Source organism: Pseudomonas sp. GW821-FHT02H06 (assembly GCF_059421525.1).
The window spans coordinates 264,303-283,773 of the sequence record NZ_JBWKVD010000004.1; the positions used below are offsets into that span (position 1 = coordinate 264,303).

The 19,471-nt window shown below is 59.6% G+C and carries 22 protein-coding genes and 1 tRNA gene; 4 read left to right on the forward strand and 19 right to left on the reverse strand.

Features of this window, described 5'->3' with window-relative positions; translation table 11 throughout:
• Window positions 1-12: 12 nt before the first annotated feature.
• The 12 genes from rlmN to trmJ all read right to left on the reverse strand — a co-directional run bounded on the left by rlmN (window position 13) and on the right by trmJ (window position 9,027).
• Complete coding sequence (rlmN, locus tag AC07VF_RS09510) at window positions 13-1,161, reverse strand: dual-specificity RNA methyltransferase RlmN (protein WP_133776200.1); 1,149 nt, start codon at window positions 1,159-1,161, stop codon at window positions 13-15.
• 27 nt (window positions 1,162-1,188) lie between these two features.
• On the reverse strand, window positions 1,189-1,614 hold the full coding sequence (gene ndk / locus AC07VF_RS09515) for a nucleoside-diphosphate kinase (protein ID WP_495007894.1): 426 nt from the start codon (window positions 1,612-1,614) through the stop codon (window positions 1,189-1,191).
• A 90-nt stretch (window positions 1,615-1,704) separates the two neighbouring features.
• Window positions 1,705-1,905 carry a Fe-S cluster assembly protein IscX gene (iscX, locus tag AC07VF_RS09520; RefSeq protein WP_495007895.1) on the reverse strand — a complete coding sequence of 67 codons (201 nt, stop codon included), beginning with the start codon at window positions 1,903-1,905 and terminating at the stop codon, window positions 1,705-1,707.
• Between the two features lie 13 nt (window positions 1,906-1,918).
• Window positions 1,919-2,260, reverse strand: a complete 342-nt coding sequence (gene fdx / locus AC07VF_RS09525) for an ISC system 2Fe-2S type ferredoxin (RefSeq protein WP_495007896.1) — start codon at window positions 2,258-2,260, stop codon at window positions 1,919-1,921.
• 3 nt (window positions 2,261-2,263) lie between these two features.
• Complete coding sequence (hscA, locus tag AC07VF_RS09530) at window positions 2,264-4,126, reverse strand: Fe-S protein assembly chaperone HscA (RefSeq protein ID WP_495007897.1); 1,863 nt, start codon at window positions 4,124-4,126, stop codon at window positions 2,264-2,266.
• A gap of 48 nt (window positions 4,127-4,174) precedes the next feature.
• On the reverse strand, window positions 4,175-4,693 hold the full coding sequence (gene hscB / locus AC07VF_RS09535; RefSeq protein WP_172610830.1) for a co-chaperone HscB: 519 nt from the start codon (window positions 4,691-4,693) through the stop codon (window positions 4,175-4,177).
• Between the two features lie 8 nt (window positions 4,694-4,701).
• Entirely contained in the window at window positions 4,702-5,025 is a 324-nt protein-coding gene (iscA, locus tag AC07VF_RS09540) for an iron-sulfur cluster assembly protein IscA (protein WP_065990022.1), read from the reverse strand.
• A 51-nt stretch (window positions 5,026-5,076) separates the two neighbouring features.
• Window positions 5,077-5,463, reverse strand: coding sequence for a Fe-S cluster assembly scaffold IscU (iscU, locus tag AC07VF_RS09545; RefSeq protein WP_062383507.1), 387 nt, complete (start codon window positions 5,461-5,463; stop codon window positions 5,077-5,079).
• A gap of 89 nt (window positions 5,464-5,552) precedes the next feature.
• A complete protein-coding gene (locus AC07VF_RS09550; RefSeq protein ID WP_172610828.1) occupies window positions 5,553-6,767 on the reverse strand; it encodes an IscS subfamily cysteine desulfurase in 1,215 nt (404 codons plus the stop codon).
• 44 nt (window positions 6,768-6,811) lie between these two features.
• Window positions 6,812-7,303 (reverse strand): Fe-S cluster assembly transcriptional regulator IscR, encoded by a 492-nt coding sequence (iscR, locus tag AC07VF_RS09555; protein ID WP_172610826.1) that lies wholly within the window; start codon window positions 7,301-7,303, stop codon window positions 6,812-6,814.
• A gap of 168 nt (window positions 7,304-7,471) precedes the next feature.
• Entirely contained in the window at window positions 7,472-8,254 is a 783-nt protein-coding gene (gene cysE / locus AC07VF_RS09560) for a serine O-acetyltransferase (RefSeq protein WP_192170737.1), read from the reverse strand.
• Window positions 8,254-9,027, reverse strand: coding sequence for a tRNA (cytosine(32)/uridine(32)-2'-O)-methyltransferase TrmJ (gene trmJ, locus AC07VF_RS09565; RefSeq protein WP_074886355.1), 774 nt, complete (start codon window positions 9,025-9,027; stop codon window positions 8,254-8,256). Before trmJ ends, cysE begins: the two co-directional genes overlap by 1 nt.
• A gap of 235 nt (window positions 9,028-9,262) precedes the next feature.
• Between trmJ and suhB the strand changes: the two genes are divergently transcribed.
• Window positions 9,263-10,078 (forward strand): type III secretion system regulator SuhB, encoded by an 816-nt coding sequence (gene suhB, locus AC07VF_RS09570; protein ID WP_074886357.1) that lies wholly within the window; start codon window positions 9,263-9,265, stop codon window positions 10,076-10,078.
• 117 nt (window positions 10,079-10,195) lie between these two features.
• On the opposite strand, the gene AC07VF_RS09575 is transcribed toward suhB, so the two are convergent.
• The 6 genes from AC07VF_RS09575 to queA form a co-directional block, all read right to left on the reverse strand.
• Window positions 10,196-10,741, reverse strand: a complete 546-nt coding sequence (locus AC07VF_RS09575) for a glycine zipper 2TM domain-containing protein (RefSeq protein WP_133776208.1) — start codon at window positions 10,739-10,741, stop codon at window positions 10,196-10,198.
• 118 nt (window positions 10,742-10,859) lie between these two features.
• Window positions 10,860-11,771, reverse strand: coding sequence for a protein translocase subunit SecF (gene secF / locus AC07VF_RS09580; RefSeq protein WP_192170736.1), 912 nt, complete (start codon window positions 11,769-11,771; stop codon window positions 10,860-10,862).
• 9 nt (window positions 11,772-11,780) lie between these two features.
• Entirely contained in the window at window positions 11,781-13,649 is a 1,869-nt protein-coding gene (gene secD / locus AC07VF_RS09585; protein ID WP_346625592.1) for a protein translocase subunit SecD, read from the reverse strand.
• Between the two features lie 62 nt (window positions 13,650-13,711).
• The gene (yajC, locus tag AC07VF_RS09590; protein WP_037012510.1) at window positions 13,712-14,050 is read right to left on the reverse strand and encodes a preprotein translocase subunit YajC; all 339 of its coding nucleotides are present in this window, start codon (window positions 14,048-14,050) and stop codon (window positions 13,712-13,714) included.
• A 53-nt stretch (window positions 14,051-14,103) separates the two neighbouring features.
• Window positions 14,104-15,219: a tRNA guanosine(34) transglycosylase Tgt gene (gene tgt / locus AC07VF_RS09595; protein ID WP_192171046.1), complete on the reverse strand. Its 1,116-nt coding sequence runs from the start codon at window positions 15,217-15,219 to the stop codon at window positions 14,104-14,106.
• A gap of 14 nt (window positions 15,220-15,233) precedes the next feature.
• Window positions 15,234-16,313 (reverse strand): tRNA preQ1(34) S-adenosylmethionine ribosyltransferase-isomerase QueA, encoded by a 1,080-nt coding sequence (queA, locus tag AC07VF_RS09600; protein ID WP_192170734.1) that lies wholly within the window; start codon window positions 16,311-16,313, stop codon window positions 15,234-15,236.
• 108 nt (window positions 16,314-16,421) lie between these two features.
• On the opposite strand from queA, the gene AC07VF_RS09605 reads away from it, so the two are divergent.
• Window positions 16,422-16,506 (forward strand) — tRNA-Leu (locus AC07VF_RS09605).
• A 400-nt stretch (window positions 16,507-16,906) separates the two neighbouring features.
• Here the strand turns inward: AC07VF_RS09605 and AC07VF_RS09610 are convergent.
• Window positions 16,907-17,650 (reverse strand): SDR family oxidoreductase, encoded by a 744-nt coding sequence (locus tag AC07VF_RS09610; RefSeq protein WP_495007898.1) that lies wholly within the window; start codon window positions 17,648-17,650, stop codon window positions 16,907-16,909.
• Between the two features lie 136 nt (window positions 17,651-17,786).
• On the opposite strand from AC07VF_RS09610, the gene AC07VF_RS09615 reads away from it, so the two are divergent.
• Together AC07VF_RS09615 and AC07VF_RS09620 are read left to right on the forward strand one after the other, a co-directional pair.
• The gene (locus AC07VF_RS09615) at window positions 17,787-18,674 is read left to right on the forward strand and encodes a LysR family transcriptional regulator (protein ID WP_495007899.1); all 888 of its coding nucleotides are present in this window, start codon (window positions 17,787-17,789) and stop codon (window positions 18,672-18,674) included.
• A 144-nt stretch (window positions 18,675-18,818) separates the two neighbouring features.
• Window positions 18,819-19,442, forward strand: coding sequence for a DedA family protein (locus AC07VF_RS09620; RefSeq protein WP_346625599.1), 624 nt, complete (start codon window positions 18,819-18,821; stop codon window positions 19,440-19,442).
• Window positions 19,443-19,471: the final 29 nt, after the last annotated feature.

The window sequence follows — 19,471 nt, forward strand, 5'->3', positions numbered from 1 at the left end:
TCAAATTCGCATTCAATTGCGAGCGGAAGCGACCTGCACCACGTCGGCATCGGCACTGAGCTCCCGCACGGCAATGTAGCGCTCGCTGCGACGGGTGCGGTCCATGACCTGCCCGACCAACTGGCCGCAGGCAGCATCGATGTCTTCACCGCGCGTGGTACGCACAGTGACGTTGAAGCCGGCTTGATGCAGCAGATCCTGAAAACGACGGATCGCGTTGTTGCTGGGGCGTTCATAGCCCGAATGCGGAAACGGATTGAACGGGATCAGGTTGACCTTGCAGGGCGTGTCCTTGAGCAGCTCGATCATCTCGATGGCGTGCTCAGGCTTGTCGTTGATGTCCTTGAGCAGCGTGTATTCGATGGTCAGCACACGCTTTTCGCCCAACGCAGACATGTAGTTGCGGCAGGACTCGAGGAGCATTTTCAGGGGGTACTTTTTATTGATCGGCACCAGCTGGTTGCGCAGCGCGTCATTGGGCGCGTGCAGCGAAAGGGCCAGCGAGACGTCGATGTGCTTGGACAGCTCATCGATCATCGGCACCACGCCGGAGGTGGACAGCGTCACCCGGCGCTTGGAAATGCCATACCCCAGGTCATCCATCATCAGATGCATGGCGGAAACGACATTGTCGAAGTTCAGCAATGGCTCGCCCATCCCCATCATCACCACGTTGGTGATGGCACGGTCGACGGTAGCCGGGACACTGCCGAAAGATTTGTTGGCAATCCACACCTGACCGATGACTTCGGCGGCGGTGAGGTTGCTGTTGAAGCCTTGTTTGCCGGTGGAGCAGAAACTGCAATCCAGCGCACAACCCGCCTGGGACGAGACACACAGGGTGCCGCGCTTGCCTTGCGGAATGTAAACGGTCTCGACGCAGCTGCCGGACTCGACACGGACGACCCATTTGCGGGTGCCGTCGGTGGAGATGTCCTCGCTGACGACTTCAGGACCGCGAATTTCGGCACGGCTCTGCAGCTTTTCGCGCAGGGCCTTGCCGACGTTCGTCATGGCGTCGAAGTTGTCGACGCCAAAGTGGTGAATCCACTTCATGACCTGACCGGCGCGGAAGCGTTTCTCCCCGATAGACTCGAAGAATTTTTCCATTTCCAGCCGGGTCAGACCCAACAGGTTGATTTTGCCAGTTGATTCAGTCATGGATTCACCCTCACTCGCAGCAATAGCTTAGCGAGTGGTTATCTCGGTAGCAGCGAAGAAGTACGAGATTTCACGAGCAGCAGCGGCTTCGGAGTCGGAGCCGTGAACAGCGTTGGCGTCGATGGAATCAGCGAAGTCAGCACGGATGGTGCCGGCGGCTGCTTCTTTAGGGTTGGTAGCGCCCATCAGTTCGCGGTTCAGAGCGATAGCGTTTTCGCCTTCCAGAACCTGCACGACAACCGGGCCGGAGATCATGAATGCAACCAGATCACCGAAGAAACCACGAGCGCTGTGCTCAGCGTAGAAACCTTCTGCTTCGGCTTTGGACAGTTGCTTCAGTTTCGACGCGACAACGCGCAGACCGGCTTTTTCGAAACGGGTGGTGATCTCGCCGATGACGTTTTTGGCAACAGCATCAGGCTTGATGATCGAGAAAGTACGTTGAACAGCCATGGTGTAACTCCAGAAGCAGTGATTATTGCGAAAAATTAAACCCGCGAATTATACGCGGGTTTGATGTTATTGCCTAACGTGCAAATCTGATCAGTCGATTTCGTCGGCCCAGAGCGTCTGGACCGCCTCGAGCACTTTCTCGCCGACGCGGCCAGAGGTGTCGTCGAAATCCGGCAGTTGCTTGATCATCAGTTGCAGCTTGGTAAACCCTACTGAATACGGGTCAATACCGGGGTGAGCCTCGGCGAGTTCTTCAGCGATGCGTTGTACGTCATTCCAACCGTAACTCATGACAGCTTCTCGATCAGTGCGGCGCTTCGGCAGCGTGGTTAAGCGAATATTTCGGGATCTCGACAGTCAGGTCTTCCGTACCGACCTTGGCCTGGCACGCCAGGCGAGACTGCGCTTCCAGACCCCACGCACGATCAAGATAGTCCTCTTCCAGCTCGTCCGCTTCCTCGAGGGAGTTGAACCCCACACGAATGATGCAGTGACAGGTGGTGCAGGCGCAGACGCCGCCGCACGCGCTTTCGATCTCGATGTGGTGATCGTGGGCGAGTTCCAGAATCGACTTGCCGACTTCAGCCTCGACAATCATCCCGTCCGGGCAATGCTCGGCGTGTGGCAGAAATGTAACCTGCGGCATCAGTTATTCCTCAATCTCATTCAGGTTGCGCCCTGACAGGGCGGCTTTCACCGTCGAGTCCAGGCGGCGGGCGGCGAACGCATCAGTCACCTGCGACAGACGCTTGGTCTGCTGCTCGATGGCCGGGCCGTCATTGCCCTTCATCAATTCACGAAGTTCTTCCATCTGCAGGTCGATGACCATGCGCTCTTCGGCATCTAGCAAGCGCTCGCCATCAGCCTGCAACGCGCCTTCGACGGCCTCGAGCAAACGCTGAGCGTCGACCTGCTGTTCACGCAGCGCGCGAGCCACCATGTCATCACTGGCGTACTGGAACGAATCCTTGAGCATGCGGGTGATTTCGCCATCAGTCAGGCCATACGAAGGCTTGACCTGAATGCTCGATTCCACGCCCGAGGCCAGCTCGCGGGCGGACACACTGAGCAGGCCATCGGCGTCGACCTGGAATGTCACGCGGATTTTCGCAGCGCCAGCGACCATCGCGGGAATGCCACGCAAGTCGAAGCGCGCCAGTGAACGGCAGTCGCTGATCAGCTCACGCTCGCCTTGCAGCACGTGGATCATCATGGCCGACTGGCCGTCTTTGTAAGTGGTGAATTCCTGGGCGCGGGCCACCGGGATCGTGGTGTTGCGCGGAATGACCTTCTCCATCAGGCCGCCCATGGTCTCCAGCCCCAAGGACAACGGGATCACGTCGAGCAGCAGCAACTCGCCGCCATCACGCTTGTTGCCTGCCAGCGTATCGGCCTGGATTGCAGCGCCGATGGCGACTACCTGATCCGGGTCGATCTCGGTCAACGGCTGACGGCCGAACAGCTCGGCAACGGCTTCGCGAACACGCGGGACACGGGTGGAACCGCCCACCATGACCACGGCTTCGACTTCATCCAGCTCGATGCCGCAATCGCGAACGGCACGACGGCACGCTTTGAGGCTGCGGGCGATCATCGGCTCGATAAGGGCGTCGAATGCGGCGCGGGTCAGTACGCCCTGCCAGTCGCCATGGACGACTTCAACCGAATCGGCGCCAGTCAGGGATTCTTTCGCCGCGCACGCCGTCTGCATCAAACGGCGCTGGGCAGCCGGATCGAGGTCATCGGACAGACCGGCTTCAGCAATGATCCAGGTCGCGATGGCGTGGTCGAAATCATCACCGCCCAGCGCGCTGTCGCCGCCAGTGGCCATGACTTCAAACACGCCGCCGGTCAGGCGCAGGATCGAGATGTCGAATGTGCCGCCGCCCAGATCGTAAATGGCGACCACGCCTTCAGCGTTCTGATCCAGGCCATACGCCACGGCGGCCGCAGTGGGCTCGTTGAGCAGGCGCAGGACGGTCAGACCCGCCAGCTTCGCAGCGTCTTTGGTGGCCTGACGCTGAGCGTCATCGAAATAAGCGGGAACGGTGATGACGGCGCCGACCAGCTCGCCACCCAGTGTTTCTTCAGCGCGCTGACGCAGCACCTTGAGGATGTCAGACGACACTTCAACCGGGCTCTTCGGGCCCTGCACCGTCTCAATGAACGGCATATGCGACTCGCCACCGGTGAAACGGTAGGGCAATTGCCCACCCAAATGCTTCACATCGGAGATCCCGCGACCCATGAGGCGTTTGACGGAAATGATGGTGTTCAGGGGATCGGTCGCCGCAGCGTCCTTGGCCGACTGGCCCACTTCGACGCGCTCAGCGTGATAGCGAACGGCAGACGGCAGGATGACCTGGCCGCCTGCGTCGGGAAGCGGCTCACTGATGCCGCTGCGCAGGGCAGCCACCAGCGAATTGGTGGTGCCGAGGTCAATCCCGACAGCCAGGCGACGCTGATGAGGTTTTGGAGCTTGGCCGGGTTCGGCGATCTGCAGTAGAGCCATTGCTTTTCTGATATCACTGGCGTGCCGCCCCAGAAGGACGGCGCGGGGTTAATCGTCGAGGCGCTCTTCGAGCTGGCGCACTTCGTAGGAGAGCTTGTCGAGGAACTGCATGCGACGCATCAGCCTTTCGGCCTGCTCTCGCTGTGCAGCATCGTCCCAACAAGCCGCGAAGCTTTCGTTCAGTTCTTCCTGGGCAACCTTGAGCCGGCGCTTGAATACCGCGACACCCGCCAGATCCGCGTCGTCCTGAAGATCTTCGAGCTCTTCGCGCCACTGCATCTGCTGCATCAGAAACTCGGGATCCTGGACGGTGACCTCCAGCGGAACTTCGCCCTTCAGCGCGAGCAGGTAACGCGCCCTTTTGGGCGCATTCTTCAGCGTTTGGTAGGCGTCGTTCAGACTGGCAGAGCGCTCCAGCGCAACCCGTTGCTCAGCCTCGGGGGCGTCGGCAAAACGGTCGGGGTGCACGCTCCGGGCAAGCTCACGGTAACGCGTCGCCAGCAGGTCGAGATCCAGATTGAAGCCCGGCTGCAGGTCGAATAAAGCAAAGTGACAAGGAGTACCCACAATAAGCCTCAGACGTTGAAGCTTTCGCCGCAGCCACATTCACCGCGCGAGTTGGGATTGTTGAACTTGAAGCCTTCGTTCAACCCTTCCTTGACGAAATCGAGCTCGGTGCCGTCAAGATAGACCAGGCTCTTGGGATCGATGATCACCTTGACGCCGTGGTACTCGAACACCGTGTCTTCGCTTTCCGGCTCATCGACGAACTCGAGCACGTAGGCAAGGCCTGAACAACCGGTCGTGCGAACGCCCAGACGAATGCCGTCACCCTTGCCACGCCCATCGAGGGAGCGGCGTACATGGTTGGCGGCCGCTTCGGTCATGCTGATAGCCATCGGAACTCCTTACCTCACGCAAGTTACTTAACGCAGCGGAACAGACTCTGCTTAGAGCAGGCCTTTCTTCTGCTTGTAGTCGCGAACGGCCGCCTTGATGGCGTCTTCAGCGAGCACGGAGCAGTGGATTTTCACTGGCGGCAGGGCCAGTTCTTCAGCCAGCTGAGTGTTCTTGATGGTCTCTGCTTCATCCAGAGTCTTGCCCTTCATCCACTCGGTGGCCAGGGAGCTCGACGCGATGGCAGAGCCGCAGCCGTAGGTCTTGAACTTGGCGTCTTCAATGATGCCTTGTTCGTTGACCTTGATCTGCAGACGCATGACGTCGCCGCATGCCGGCGCGCCGACCATGCCGGTGCCGACATCAGGGTCTTCCGCGTTCATCTTGCCGACGTTGCGGGGATTTTCGTAGTGGTCGATGACCTTTTCGCTGTAAGCCATGGTGCAATCCTCATCAGATACAACACGTCGCTCTCACGACACTTGGAAAACCCGGTTTTCAAAGTGCCGCATGAAATGGCGACTTTGAATTAGTGCGCCGCCCACTCGATCTTGGAGATGTCGACGCCGTCTTTGAACATGTCCCACAGCGGCGACAAGGCGCGCAGCTTGGTGACAGCCTCGCAGACTTTCTGCGCGGCGTAGTCGATCTCTTCTTCAGTGGTGAAGCGACCGAAGGTGAAACGGATCGAGCTGTGTGCCAGCTCATCGTTACGACCCAGGGCGCGCAGCACGTAGGAAGGTTCGAGCGAAGCCGAGGTGCATGCGGAGCCGGACGATACCGCCAGATCCTTGAGCGCCATGATCAGCGACTCGCCTTCCACATAGTTGAAGCTCAGGTTGAGATTGTGCGGCACACGGGCAGTCATGCTGCCGTTGACGTACAACTCTTCCAGATGCGCAACCTGCTGATAGAAGCGATCACTCAAGGCTTTGATGCGAACGTTCTCGGCAGCCATGTCTTCCTTGGCAACGCGGAACGCTTCGCCCATGCCAACGATCTGGTGGGTCGCCAGCGTACCGGAACGCATGCCACGCTCGTGACCGCCACCGTGCATTTCGGCTTCGATGCGAACACGTGGCTTGCGGCTGACCCACAGTGCGCCAATGCCTTTAGGGCCGTAGGTCTTGTGGGCCGAGAACGACATCAGATCAACTTTGAGGTTGGCCAGGTCAATTTCAACCTTGCCGGTGGCCTGCGCTGCGTCGACGTGAAAGAGAACACCGCGGGAACGGGTCATCTCGCCAATCGCTGCGATGTCGTTGACCGTACCGATCTCGTTGTTGACATGCATGATCGAGACCAGAACGGTGTCGTCGCGCAGGACAGCTTCGATCATGGCCGGAGTGATCAGGCCATCTTCGGTCGGCTCGAGATAGGTGACTTCAAAGCCTTCACGCTCAAGCTGACGCATGGTGTCCAGCACGGCTTTGTGTTCAATTTTGCTGGTGATCAGGTGCTTGCCTTTGGAGGCATAGAAATGCGCAGCACCCTTGATCGCGAGGTTGTTGGACTCGGTGGCACCGGAAGTCCAGACGATTTCGCGCGGGTCGGCGTTGACCAGATCGGCGACCTGACGACGCGCGTTCTCTACCGCCTCTTCAGCCTTCCAGCCAAAGACGTGGGAGCGCGACGCCGGGTTACCGAAGTTGCCATCCACCAGCAAGCAGTCGCTCATTTTCTGCGCAACACGCGGATCGACCGGGGTGGTTGCGGAATAATCGAGGTAAATCGGCAATCTCATTGAATATCTCCTATCGGGCAGGCGCGCCGCGCGTTCATCTGCGTTCACTCAACGGCGGATGTTTCAATCTTGTCCAGTGGCTGCGTCTTGCTACCGCAACGGCGCAGATCCTGACGTTGGGCGACTTCTTGCACTTCACGGCGAGTGACGAGGTCGGCCAGGCTGATACCGCTTAGAAATTCGTGAATCTGCTGACTGAGGTCGCACCACAAGTGGTGGGTCAGACAGGTGTCGCCAGCATGGCAATCACCGAGCCCCTGGCAGCGCGTCGCGTCAACCGATTCGTTGACCGCGTCGATCACCTGCGCCACCTGAATGCCCTGCATGTCGCGGGACAACTGATAACCGCCGCCGGGACCGCGTACGCTGGAAACAAGGTTGCCGCGGCGCAGCTTGGCGAACAGTTGCTCGAGGTAGGAAAGGGAAATCCCTTGCCGCTCGGAGATATCGGCCAGGGACACTGGCCCATGCTGCGCATGCAATGCCAGATCGAGCATGGCAGTGACAGCGTATCGGCCTTTTGTAGTCAGTCGCATGGCGTGTACCGCGGAGGTTCGGAATGAGGGCGAGTATGCTATTCCCGAGTATTTAAGTCAACTATAAGACCTAGTGGAACAGTCGGGATTACCCGCAAAATCGCGGCCGCATCATAGCAAAACGCGGCGGGGATTGGCACATGTGCCGCCTGCAACCGCGCCGCTGCTTCATTTCCGGGGAGCATCAGCCTGGCGAGGCTCTTTCATGCAGTCGAAGACTTCCTGACGCAACTCCGGCAATTCCTTCTCGCGATATTCGCCGCCCAGGCTCTTCAATGCCTTGCCCATGTCTTCCACACGAACGTCCATCGCTTGCAGGTGATCGAGCAACTGCCCGATCGCGCGCGCCACTGGATCAGGCATGTCCTCGCTGACGCCATAGGCATCGAAGCCGAGCTTTTCGGCGATCGCCTTGCGCTTGGCTTCGGCCTCGTCGTCAGACTTGACGATGATTCGTCCGGGAATGCCCACCACAGTCGCACCCGCCGGCACGGGCTTGGTCACCACCGCGTTGGAACCGACCTTCGCCCCGGCACCCACTGTGAATGGCCCGAGTACCTTCGCACCCGCGCCCACCACAACACCGGACTCCAGAGTCGGATGGCGTTTGCCTTTGTTCCAGCTGGTGCCGCCCAGCGTTACGCCCTGATAAAGGGTCACGTCATCGCCGATCTCGGCGGTCTCGCCGATGACGATGCCCATACCGTGATCGATGAAAAAACGCCGGCCGACTTTAGCGCCGGGATGGATTTCGATGCCGGTCAGCCAGCGACCGAAGTTGGAAACCATGCGCGCTGGCCACTTCAGATCGTTGCGCCACAGCCAGCCGGACAGCCGATGCAGCCAGATCGCGTGCATGCCGGGATAGCAGGTGAGCACTTCAAAGGCATTTCGTGCCGCCGGGTCACGATGAAACACGCTTTGGATGTCTTCCCGCAGACGCTCGAACATCACTGATCCTTCCGCTTATAGGGTTCGCCGTTGGCCGCTTTCTGGGTCTCGGTGAGGATGCCGCGCAAGATGCTCATCTCGGATCGATTGACCGCAGAGCGCCCGTACAGACGACGCAGCCGGGCCATCAGATGGCGCGGCTTCTCGGGATCAAGGAAGCCGATGGTGACCAGCGTGGACTGAAGATGCTCATAGAATTTCTCCATCTCATCCATGGTCGCCAGCTCGGTACTGCGCACCGAGTTGACCTCGAACTTCTCCACCTTGCTTGCCTGCCCGTCAGCCGCGAGCCAGGCCATGCGGGTTTCGTAACTCAACACCTGCACGGCGGCAGCCAGATTCAACGAACTGAATTCCGGGTCCGAAGGAATGTGCACGTGGTAATGGCAGCGCTGCAGCTCTTCATTGGTGAGGCCGGCGTATTCACGGCCGAACACCAGTGCGATCTCTTCGCCCAGCGCGGCGTGCTCCACGGTCTTGACGCCCGCTTCGCGAGGGTCGAGCAGCGGCCAGGGAATGCGGCGATCTCGGGCGCTGGTGCCCAATACCAGGTTGCAGCCTGCCAACGCATCTTCCAGCGTCGCCACGACCTGCGCGCCTTCCAGGATGTCGCCCGCGCCAGACGCCCTTGCATCGGCTTCATGGTGGGGAAACATGGCGGGATCAACCAGCACCAGACGGGAAAGGCCCATGTTTTTCATGGCACGCGCGGCGCCACCGATATTTCCGGGATGACTGGTACCGACCAGGACGACACGAATATTTTGCAGCACTGGTGAAGTCTCGCTAGCAGGTGAAAAGGGGGACGAATGTTACAGAAGCGCTTCCATCGGCGCCACGAACCTTGCGCCTCACGCACGGGATGCGCCACTAAAAAGTGACAGGGCACCGCTGACCTGCGCACGCCAAGCCGACCGGACGCGCGGCAAAGTCTGCACTCGCGCTGGAAATCATCCAAGAGAACCAATAGAATGGCCGGCTCTCTTTAACGACCTAGGTGATCCATCCATGCAGCCCATGCTGAATATCGCGCTGCGCGCCGCCCGCAGCGCCAGCGAATTGATTTTCCGCTCCATCGAGCGCCTGGATACCATCAAGGTCGACGAAAAAGACGCGAAAGATTACGTAACCGAAATCGATCGCGCCGCCGAGCAGAGCATCATCACTGCATTGCGCAAGGCGTATCCAACCCACGGCATCCTTGGCGAAGAAAGCGGCCTGCATGAAGGCAGCGGCGAAGGCACCGACTACCTCTGGATCATCGATCCGCTCGACGGCACCACCAACTTCGTGCGTGGCGTTCCTCACTTTGCTGTCAGCATCGCGTGCAAATACCGCGGCCGCCTTGAACACGCTGTTGTTCTGGATCCGGTCCGCCAGGAAGAGTTCACCGCAAGCCGCGGTCGTGGCGCTGCCCTGAACGGCCGTCGTCTGCGTGTCAGCCCGCGCAAGAGCCTTGAAGGCGCACTGCTCGGCACTGGTTTCCCGTTCCGCGAGAACCAGCTCGATAACCTCGACAACTACATGAACATGTTCCGTTCGCTGGTGGGCCAGACTGCCGGTATCCGTCGCGCCGGCGCTGCGAGCCTGGATCTGGCCTACGTGGCTGCAGGCCGTTTCGATGCGTTCTGGGAATCGGGTCTGTCGGAGTGGGACATGGCCGCAGGCGCCCTGCTCATTCAGGAAGCAGGCGGTCTGGTCAGCGATTTCAACGGCGGTCACGACTTCCTTGAAAAAGGCCACATCGTTGCCGGCAACACCAAATGCTTCAAAGCGGTCCTCACCTCGATCGCTCCGTTCGTGCCGGCTTCGCTAAAGCGTTAAGCCGAGCGCGCTGTACAAAAAACCGGCCATGCGCCGGTTTTTTTTGTGCCCAACTTCCTATGATGTGGGCAACAAAAAAGCACCCGAAGGTGCTTTTTTGATTAGCTCTACAGGCTATTACTGGCCCGCTTGACTTAACTCCAGCTGACCGTCCTTGTTGACGGGGATCTGGCTACCTGGATCACGGTCCATACGAACCTGCCCAACTTTGTCGTTAAGCTTGTACTTCACGTTGTAGCCGACGACCTTGTCGCTGATGTCGTTGACGGTGTTGCAGCGCGACTCGGTCGTTGTGTAGGTATCGCGGTTCTGCATGCCTTCCTGAACCTTGTTACCGGCGTAACCACCACCGACCGCACCGGCGACCGTGGCGATCTTCTTGCCAGTACCGCCACCCACCTGGTTGCCGAGCAGGCCACCCGCTACGGCCCCGATGACACTCCCCACGATCTGATGCTCGTCCTTCACCGGCGCGCGGTGAGTGACGGCAACGTCTTTGCAGACCTGTCGCGGGGTTTTGATTTGTTCTTTCACAGGCTCGACGGCAAGTACGTCTGCGTACTCTGGGCCGCTTTGTTTTACGAGGCTATAGGTGGCCAAAGCACCACCGGCGGTTACACCGACAGCACCCAATACTGCACCAATAAGCAACGACTTGTTCACGTGAACCTCCTGACGATATTCAGCGCGATTGCTCGCGCTACTCCCAGCCTTGGAGCATAAAAAAAGGCGCGAGTTCACACTCGCGCCTTTTTAGGTGATGGCCGGTTACCAGTATCGGTTACGGACGGTCATCCACCTTGTCGACGGTGACCGGTGGCAGCAAGTCTTCGCTACGCAGGTTCAGCCAGATCAGCACCACGTTGGCGATGTAGATAGACGAGTAAGTACCCGCCAGAACACCAATGAACAGCGCCACCGAGAACCCGTGCAGGCTATCGCCGCCGAAGATCCACAGCGCGACGATCGCCAGCAAGGTGGAGATCGAGGTGGCCATAGTCCGCAGCAACGTCTGCGTGGTGGAGATGTTGATGTTCTCGATCAGCGAAGCCTTGCGCAGCAGACGGAAGTTCTCGCGAACCCGGTCGAATACCACAATGGTGTCGTTGAGCGAGTAACCGATGATCGCCAGCACTGCAGCCAGTACAGTCAGATCGAAGGTCACCTGGAAGAACGACAGGATACCCATCGTCACCACCACGTCGTGAATCAGCGAGACGATGGCACCCACTGCGAACTTCCACTGGAAGCGGAAGGCGAGGTAGATGAGAACGCCGCCCAGCGCCAGCAGCATGCCGAGGCCGCCCTGGTCGCGAAGCTCTTCACCCACTTGCGGACCGACGAACTCGACGCGCTTGACGGTCACCGGGTTATCGGCACCTGTCTTGCGCAGCGCTTCGGCAACCTGGCTGCCCAGCTGCGGATCTTCACCCGGCATACGAACGAGCAGATCGGTGGTCGCACCGAAGCTTTGCACGACGGCTTCGGTGTAACCCGACGCAACCAGCTCTTCGCGCACTTTGTGCAGATCAGCTGGACGCTCGTAGGTCAGCTCGATGAGCGTGCCGCCAGTGAAATCCAGACCGAAGTTCAGCCCTTTATAGAACCAGCTGAACAACGCCAGAACGGTAAGGAGCATGGTAATGGCGAACGCAATGTTGCGAACGCCCATGAAGTTGATCGTACGTTTCATGGCAGCCCCTTAAATCCACAACTTCTTGAAGTCACGACCGCCAAAGATCAGGTTGACCATTGCGCGGGTCACCATGATGGCTGTGAACATCGAGGTAAAGATCCCGAGGGACATGGTGACCGCAAAACCCTTCACCGGGCCTGTGCCCATCGCGAAGAGAATGCCGCCGACCAGCAGCGTCGTCAGGTTGGCGTCGAGGATCGCGGTATACGCGCGGTCGAAGCCTTCGTTGATCGCACGCTGGACCGTCATGCCGTTGGCGATCTCTTCACGAATCCGCGAGAAGATCAGCACGTTCGCATCGACCGCCATACCCATCGTCAAGACGATACCGGCGATGCCTGGCAGGGTCAGCGTTGCACCCAGCAGCGACATCAGTGCCAGCAGCATGACCATGTTGAAGGCCAGCGCCACCGTCGCGATCAGACCGAAGAAACGGTAGATGGCGAGGATGAACAGCGAGACGAACAGCATGCCCCACAAGGATGCATCAATACCCTTGGTGATGTTGTCGGCACCCAGGCTCGGGCCAATGGTGCGCTCTTCAGCGAAGTACATTGGTGCAGCCAGACCACCGGCACGCAGCAGCAGCGCCAGCTCGGAAGACTCACCCGCGCCGTTCAGGCCGGTGATGCGGAATTGAGCACCCAGCGGCGACTGAATGGTCGCCAGGCTGATGATCTTCTTCTCTTCCTTGAAGGTCTGAACCGGCACGTCTTTTTCGACGCCGTTGACCACTTGCTTGGTGTAGGTGGTGGTCGGCTTCTGCTCGATGAAGATCACCGCCATGCTGCGACCGACGTTCGCGCGGGTGGCGCGGCTCATCAGATCACCACCATGGCCGTCCAGCTTGATGTTCACCTGAGGACGGCCGTGCTCGTCAAAGCCGGCCTTGGCGTCAGTCACCTGGTCACCGGTGATGATCAGACCACGCTCGACCGGCGCCGCAGGACGACCGCCTTCGCGGAACTCGAACATCTCGGTAGTGGCTTTGTTGTCGTCGGGACCTGCGCCCAGACGGAACTCAAGGTTGGCGGTCTTGCCGAGAATACGCTTGGCTTCCGCGGTGTCTTGAACACCTGGCAGCTCAACCACGATGCGGTTGGCGCCCTGACGCTGAACCAGCGGCTCGGCGACGCCCAGCTCGTTGACCCGGTTACGCACGGTGGTCAGGTTTTGCTTGATCGAGTATTCGCGGATTTCAGCGATCTTGGCCGGGGTCATGGCCAGGCGCAGGATCGGCATCTCGCCGCGATCGCTCGTGGTGATATCGAAATCGGTGTAGTCCTTGCGGATCAGCGCACGGGCCTGTTCGCGGGTATCAGCATCGCTGAAGCCCAGCTGGATGGCGCCGTTATCTTGCGGAAGGCTGCGATAACGCACTTTTTCCTTGCGCAGCAGGCTCTTCACTTCGCCTTCGTAGACATTCAGACGCGCACTGAGCGCCTTGTCCATGTCGACTTCGAGCAGGAAGTGCACGCCACCGGACAGGTCGAGACCCAGCTTCATCGGCGTAGCGCCAATGCTGCGAAGCCATTTCGGCGTAGTCTGAGCCAGGTTGAGCGCAACAACGTAGTCATCGCCCAGCGCCTTGCGTGCGACATCTTTGGCTGGCAGCTGGTCTTCCTGTTTGGTCAGACGCAACAAACCGCCCTTGCCATTCTCGGCCAGAGACGCGCCCTTGACCGCGATGCCAGCATCGGTAAGCGCCTTGCTTACGCGATCCAGATCAGCCTGGTTGACCTGCAGCGCAGTGCTTGCGCCACTGACTTGGATAGCCGGGTCATCAGGGTAGAGATTGGGTGCGGAATAAATAAAACCGATCACCAGCACTGCCAGGATCAGGATGTATTTCCACAGAGGGTATTTGTTCAACATCACGCCGCCTGCTTATAACGCGGGGCGCCTTGCGCGCCCCGTCGATTGGTAAAAGACTGGAATCAGATGGCTTTCAGAGTGCCCTTGGGCAGGGTGGCAGCGATTGCGCCCTTCTGGATCTTCAGCTCTACGGTGTCGGACACTTCGATAACAACGAAGTCATCAGTCACTTTATTGATCTTGCCCGCGATACCGCCGGTAGTGACGACTTCATCACCCTTCTGCAAGTTACCCAGCAAGTTCTTTTGCTCTTTGGCGCGCTTGGCCTGTGGACGCCAGATCATCAGATAGAAGATGACCAGGAAGCCGACCAGGAAAATCCACTCGAAGCCGCCGCCCATAGGGCCTGCAGCAGCAGGGGCAGCCGCATCCGCGAAAGCGGAAGAGATGAAAAAGCTCATTTAACACTCCAGTTGCATATTTTAATAATAGGAAGCGAAAGACCGGATGTCGCTCAGTCCAGTAACGGCGTCACAAGCCCGCGTTTGGCATAGAACGTGTCGACAAAGGCGGCCAATGTACCTTGTTGAATAGCCTCGCGCAAACCAGCCATAAGCAGCTGGTAATGGCGCAAATTGTGGATCGTATTAAGCATGCTACCCAGCATTTCGCCGCACTTGTCCAGGTGATGCAGATAGGCGCGGGAGAAGTTTTTGCAGGTGTAGCAGTCGCAGGTCGGATCCAGCGGCGACTCATCGTAACGATGAAACGCATTACGGATTTTCAGCACACCGGTGTCGATGAACAGATGACCGTTGCGCGCATTGCGCGTAGGCATCACGCAGTCGAACATGTCGACGCCGCGGCGGACACCTTCAACCAGGTCCTCGGGCTTGCCTACACCCATAAGGTAACGAGGTTTGTCAGCCGGCATGCGGCCCGGCAGATAGTCCAGCACCTTGATCATCTCGTCCTTGGGCTCGCCGACCGACAGGCCGCCAATCGCCAGGCCGTCAAAGTCGAGTTCGTTCAGGCCTTCGAGGGAGCGCATGCGCAGGTTCTCGTGCATGCCGCCCTGAACGATGCCGAACAGCGCCGCGGTGTTCTCGCCGTGAGCGATCTTGGAGCGCTTGGCCCAGCGCAGCGACAACTCCATGGAGGTGCGCGCAACCTCTTCGTCCGCAGGATACGGCGTGCATTCGTCAAAGATCATCACGACGTCGGAACCGAGGTCGCGCTGAACCTGCATCGACTCTTCAGGCCCCATGAACACTTTTGCGCCGTCAACCGGAGAGGCGAAGGTCACGCCTTCCTCCTTGATCTTGCGCATCGCGCCCAGGCTGAACACCTGGAAACCGCCGGAATCGGTCAGAATCGGGCCTTTCCACTGCATGAAATCGTGAAGGTCGCCGTGGCCCTTGATGACTTCAGTGCCCGGACGCAGCCACAGGTGGAAGGTGTTGCCGAGGATCATCTGAGCGCCGGTGGCCTCGATGTCCCGGGGCAGCATGCCCTTGACCGTGCCATACGTGCCGACCGGCATGAACGCAGGCGTTTCGACAACGCCGCGAGGAAAGGTCAAACGACCGCGACGTGCTTTGCCATCAGTGGCCAGCAGCTCGAAAGACATACGACAGGTGCGACTCATGCGTGATCCTCTGGGGCCGAGTCCGTCGGGGTGGATTCCCCGGGAGCGGTCGGCGCGGGATTGCGGGTGATGAACATGGCATCCCCGTAACTGAAGAAGCGGTAACCGTGCTCCACCGCAGCCGCATAGGCCGCCATGGTTTCGGGATAACCGGCGAATGCCGAGACCAGCATTAACAGCGTCGATTCCGGCAAATGGAAGTTGGTGACCAGCGCGTCGACCACATGAAAAGGTCGGCCCGGGTAGATAAAGATATCGGTGTCACCGCTGAAGGGCTTGAGCACGCCATCGCGTGCGGCACTTTCCAGCGAACGCACGCTGGTCGTGCCCACGGCGATGACCCGACCGCCGCGTGCGCGACAGGCCGCCACGGCGTCGACCACTTCCTGAGTAACTTCAAGCCACTCGTTGTGCATGTGGTGGTCTTCGATGCGCTCGACACGCACCGGCTGGAAGGTGCCCGCGCCGACGTGCAGCGTCACGAATGCGGTCTCGACGCCCTTCTCGGCAATCGCGTCCATCATGGTCTGATCGAAATGCAGACCTGCCGTCGGTGCTGCTACCGCACCGGCGCGCTGGGCATACACGGTCTGATAACGCTCGCGGTCGGCATCGTCATCCGGGCGGTCTATATAAGGAGGCAATGGCATGTGCCCGACTCGCTCGAGCAGCGGCAGTACCAGCTCGGCAAAGCGCAGTTCGAACAACGCATCATGGCGCGCGACCATTTCGGCCTCGCCACCCCCATCGATGAGGATCGTCGAGCCCGGCTTGGGCGACTTGCTGGAGCGCACATGGGCCAGCACACGGTGCTGATCGAGAACGCGCTCGACCAAAATTTCCAGCTTGCCGCCAGAGGCTTTCTGCCCGAACAGCCGCGCCGGAATCACCCGGGTATTGTTGAAGACCATCAGATCGCCAGGGCGCAAATGCTCCAGCAAATCAGTGAATTGGCGGTGTCCCAGCGCGCCGCTTGGCCCGTCGAGGGTCAGCAAACGGCTGCTGCGTCGCTCCGCCAAAGGATGGCGAGCGATCAATGAATCCGGGAGCTCGAAGGTAAAGTCAGCGACACGCATGATGGGGTTCGTCTAGCAGGGCCGGGAAGTTTAGCCGAATAAGTGAAAATTGACCATGAAACATGATTGACCAACGGTAGGCTCATCTCTATACTTCGCCGCCATTGAGCCCTGATGGCGGAATTGGTAGACGCGGCGGATTCAAAATCCGTTTTCGAAAGAAGTGGGAGTTCGATTCTCCCTCGGGGCACCAAACAGCAACACCTTCAAGTGGTTACGTGACTTGAAGCACAAAAAAACCGGCCATATTTGAGCCGGTTTTTTTGTGGGCGGGATTTGGTGAGGGCCGAGAGTCACGGGCCAATCAACTATGCCGTTTACTCATCACTGGCGCCGCAGAAAGCGGTATGCGTTCGCTGCAAATCTGATGGCGCTCAAACCGGCCCCTTCCCGGCTGAAGCCGGTCCCACTGACACAACGCGTGCGCTTAGTAGGACTGGCTTTAGCCGGGAACGCGTCGGGTGGCGCGCCGCAGGATTGAAGGCGTTCACAATGGCCCCTTCCCGGCTGAAACCGGTCCTACTATGCGTACACTCAGTAGGACTGGCTTTAGCCGGGAATGCGCCGGGGGTCATGCCGCAATACCCTCCCCATCAAAAATCCTGCGAAGTCGGCCGCAGCACGATCTCGTTAATATCCACATCACTCGGCTGTTCGATCGCGTAGGCAATGGCGCGGGCGACGGATTCGGCCGGGATCGCTTGCTTGTAGAACTCCTTGACCACATCCGCGCTCGGCTGATGGCCGCTGCCCAATTTCAACTCGGAATCCACGGCACCGGGTTCGATGGTGGTGGTGCGGATCTTGCCGCCGACTTCGTGGCGCAGGCCGTCGGAGATCGCGCGGACGGCATACTTGGTGCCGCTGTAGACGGAGCCGCCCGGGCTGAAGACTTTGATGCCGGCCACTGATGAAATGTTGATGAAGTGGCCGGAGCCTTGGGCTTCAAACTTCGGCAGTGCGGCGGCGATGCCGTAGAGGACGCCTTTGATGTTGATGTCGATCATGCGGTCCCATTCGTCGACGCGCAGTTCGGCGATCGGCGCGATGGCCATGAGGCCGGCGTTGTTGATCATGACGTCGATGCGGCCGAAGTCGCGAACAGCATTTTCGACGAGTGCCGACAGGTCGTCTCGGCGAGTGACGTCAACGGTGTAGGCCGATGCCTCGCCGCCGGTAGCCTTGATGTCGCGGACGATGACGTCCATACGCTCCTGACGGCGTGCGCCGAGGACGACCTTGGCGCCCAGTTTTGCCAGGTGCCGCGCGGTGGCTTCGCCGAGTCCGCTGCTGGCGCCAGTAATGACGACGACTTTGCCTTGGATGCCATTGCTCATTGCAGTTCTCCTGAAGCGTTGGGAAGTTGATGGGGCCAGTTTGCGATGGATATTCCTGTCAGAAAATGGAAGAGTTCGGTTTTGAGAATTCCACTTTTTGGAACACGAGCGCCCGCCCATGCTGAACCGAATGGAAATGCTGCGTATCTTTTTGGTGGCTGTGGACGCACCCACGTTTCGGGAAGCCGCGACTCGCCTCGGCACTTCGCCACAAAAGGTCACCCGCGCAATAAAGGAACTAGAGCGAACCTTCGCCGAGCCGTTGTTTCATCGCAGCACGCGACAGGCGCATGTCACGGCATACGGCGCCGACGTGGCGCGACAGGCGCGTGAGACCCTCGACCAGTTCGATCGCCTGTTCGCGGCCCACACGAAAAATCCCGCGGCGGATGTGGTGGGCCGCGTAGGCATCACCGCGCCTCACTCGATCGGCAAGCTGTATCTGGCCGGTTTCCTCCAGCCATTGATGCAGCAACATCCCGGCCTGCGGATCGAGTTGAGCCTGGATGACCAACTTACCGATGCCGTCGGTTCGAGGATCGATATCGGCATTCGCATTGGCACGGTCCGGGACCGGCGCTATATCGCGCGAGTGGTGGCGCAAGTGCCGTTGAAGATCGTCGCGTCGCCGGAATTGATCGCGGCAGTGGGCATGCCATCCGCGCTGGAAGACCTTAAACAGCTGCCGCTGTCGACGCTGATTGATCGCAACAATGGACGACCCTGGCCGTGGTTTCTGTCCGGAGGCCAAAGCTACTCGCCACCCTCCCCCGCATTCAGTTGTGATGACCCGGAGACCGAACTGGAATTCGTACTGGCGGGCGTCACGTTTGCGCAGATGCCCCATTACCTGGCCGAGGCGTACCTGCGCAACGGGCGTCTGATCGAGGTGTTGCCGAATGCTGCGCCGCCGCCCATGGACCTTTCCGTGTACCGGACGCAGTCAGGGCCGGTGCCGAGCAGGGTACGTCTTGTCTACGATCACCTGATCCACTGCCTGAGCGATCTACAGACCTTCCCCTGACGGCATGGCGCAGGAAGATTCGACCTAAAGCGACCGAACCGATGACGACCGGCTTCGGTCGAACGCCGTGCGATACGCCTCCTGGGCGCGCACGCTGCCAGATGTTTAAGCAGCCACCCATTCACCGAAAACCACCGGCCTTCCATGTTCGAACACATCGACTTCAACTATCTGCTTTCAAACTACGGGTACTGGGCCGTGTTCATCGGCTGCCTGCTCGAGGGGGAGACCATCCTGATCCTCGGCGGGCTGGCGGCGCACCAGCACGTCCTGCAATGGCAGCAAGTGCTCATCTACGCCACGTTGGGCGGGATGCTCGGCGATCAGATTCTGTTCTGGACCGGGCGCTACTTCGGGCCACGCCTGCTGCCGCGCCTGCACCGCCAGCAAGCGACCATCGACCGCGTGTCCGACCTGATCAAGCGCTACCCCACGGCGTCCATTTTCTCGGTGCGCTTTCTCTACGGCATGCGTCTGATCGGGCCTCTGGTTATCGGCGCGAGTCGCTTGTCGCCCATTCGTTTTGCAATCATCAACCTGCTTGGCGCCGCAGTCTGGGCAAGTCTGTTTCTCGCGGCCGGCTACTGGGCGGGGGGCTTTCTTGAGACTATGTTCGGCAACTTGAAGCCTTATCGGCTGCCGATCTTCCTGGGCGTGGTCGTGGTGGGCGCGGCCGTCGCGCTGTATCGGCATCGTCGCGCAAAAACACGGCCTGCCAGGCAGGCGGCCAAGCGGGCAAAGGACGTCCCGCCCTCCTCTGCGGGATAACGCTTCCCATCTGCGCTGACCGCCTCTAT

Coding starts and splice junctions, on each gene's coding strand:
- rlmN (WP_133776200.1), bottom strand. CDS start 1,161: ATGACTGAATCAACTGGCAAAATCAACCTGTTGGGTCTGACCCGGCTG.
- ndk (WP_495007894.1), bottom strand. CDS start 1,614: ATGGCTGTTCAACGTACTTTCTCGATCATCAAGCCTGATGCTGTTGCC.
- iscX (WP_495007895.1), bottom strand. CDS start 1,905: ATGAGTTACGGTTGGAATGACGTACAACGCATCGCTGAAGAACTCGCC.
- fdx (WP_495007896.1), bottom strand. CDS start 2,260: ATGCCGCAGGTTACATTTCTGCCACACGCCGAGCATTGCCCGGACGGG.
- hscA (WP_495007897.1), bottom strand. CDS start 4,126: ATGGCTCTACTGCAGATCGCCGAACCCGGCCAAGCTCCAAAACCTCAT.
- iscA (WP_065990022.1), bottom strand. CDS start 5,025: ATGGCTATCAGCATGACCGAAGCGGCCGCCAACCATGTACGCCGCTCC.
- iscU (WP_062383507.1), bottom strand. CDS start 5,463: ATGGCTTACAGCGAAAAGGTCATCGACCACTACGAAAATCCCCGCAAC.
- AC07VF_RS09550 (WP_172610828.1), bottom strand. CDS start 6,767: ATGAGATTGCCGATTTACCTCGATTATTCCGCAACCACCCCGGTCGAT.
- iscR (WP_172610826.1), bottom strand. CDS start 7,303: ATGCGACTGACTACAAAAGGCCGATACGCTGTCACTGCCATGCTCGAT.
- cysE (WP_192170737.1), bottom strand. CDS start 8,254: ATGTTCGAGCGTCTGCGGGAAGACATCCAAAGCGTGTTTCATCGTGAC.
- suhB (WP_074886357.1), top strand. CDS start 9,263: ATGCAGCCCATGCTGAATATCGCGCTGCGCGCCGCCCGCAGCGCCAGC.
- secF (WP_192170736.1), bottom strand. CDS start 11,771: ATGAAACGTACGATCAACTTCATGGGCGTTCGCAACATTGCGTTCGCC.
- secD (WP_346625592.1), bottom strand. CDS start 13,649: ATGTTGAACAAATACCCTCTGTGGAAATACATCCTGATCCTGGCAGTG.
- yajC (WP_037012510.1), bottom strand. CDS start 14,050: ATGAGCTTTTTCATCTCTTCCGCTTTCGCGGATGCGGCTGCCCCTGCT.
- tgt (WP_192171046.1), bottom strand. CDS start 15,219: ATGTCTTTCGAGCTGCTGGCCACTGATGGCAAAGCACGTCGCGGTCGT.
- queA (WP_192170734.1), bottom strand. CDS start 16,313: ATGCGTGTCGCTGACTTTACCTTCGAGCTCCCGGATTCATTGATCGCT.
- AC07VF_RS09610 (WP_495007898.1), bottom strand. CDS start 17,650: ATGAGCAATGGCATCCAAGGCAAAGTCGTCGTCATTACTGGCGCCAGC.
- AC07VF_RS09615 (WP_495007899.1), top strand. CDS start 17,787: ATGCTGCGTATCTTTTTGGTGGCTGTGGACGCACCCACGTTTCGGGAA.
- AC07VF_RS09620 (WP_346625599.1), top strand. CDS start 18,819: ATGTTCGAACACATCGACTTCAACTATCTGCTTTCAAACTACGGGTAC.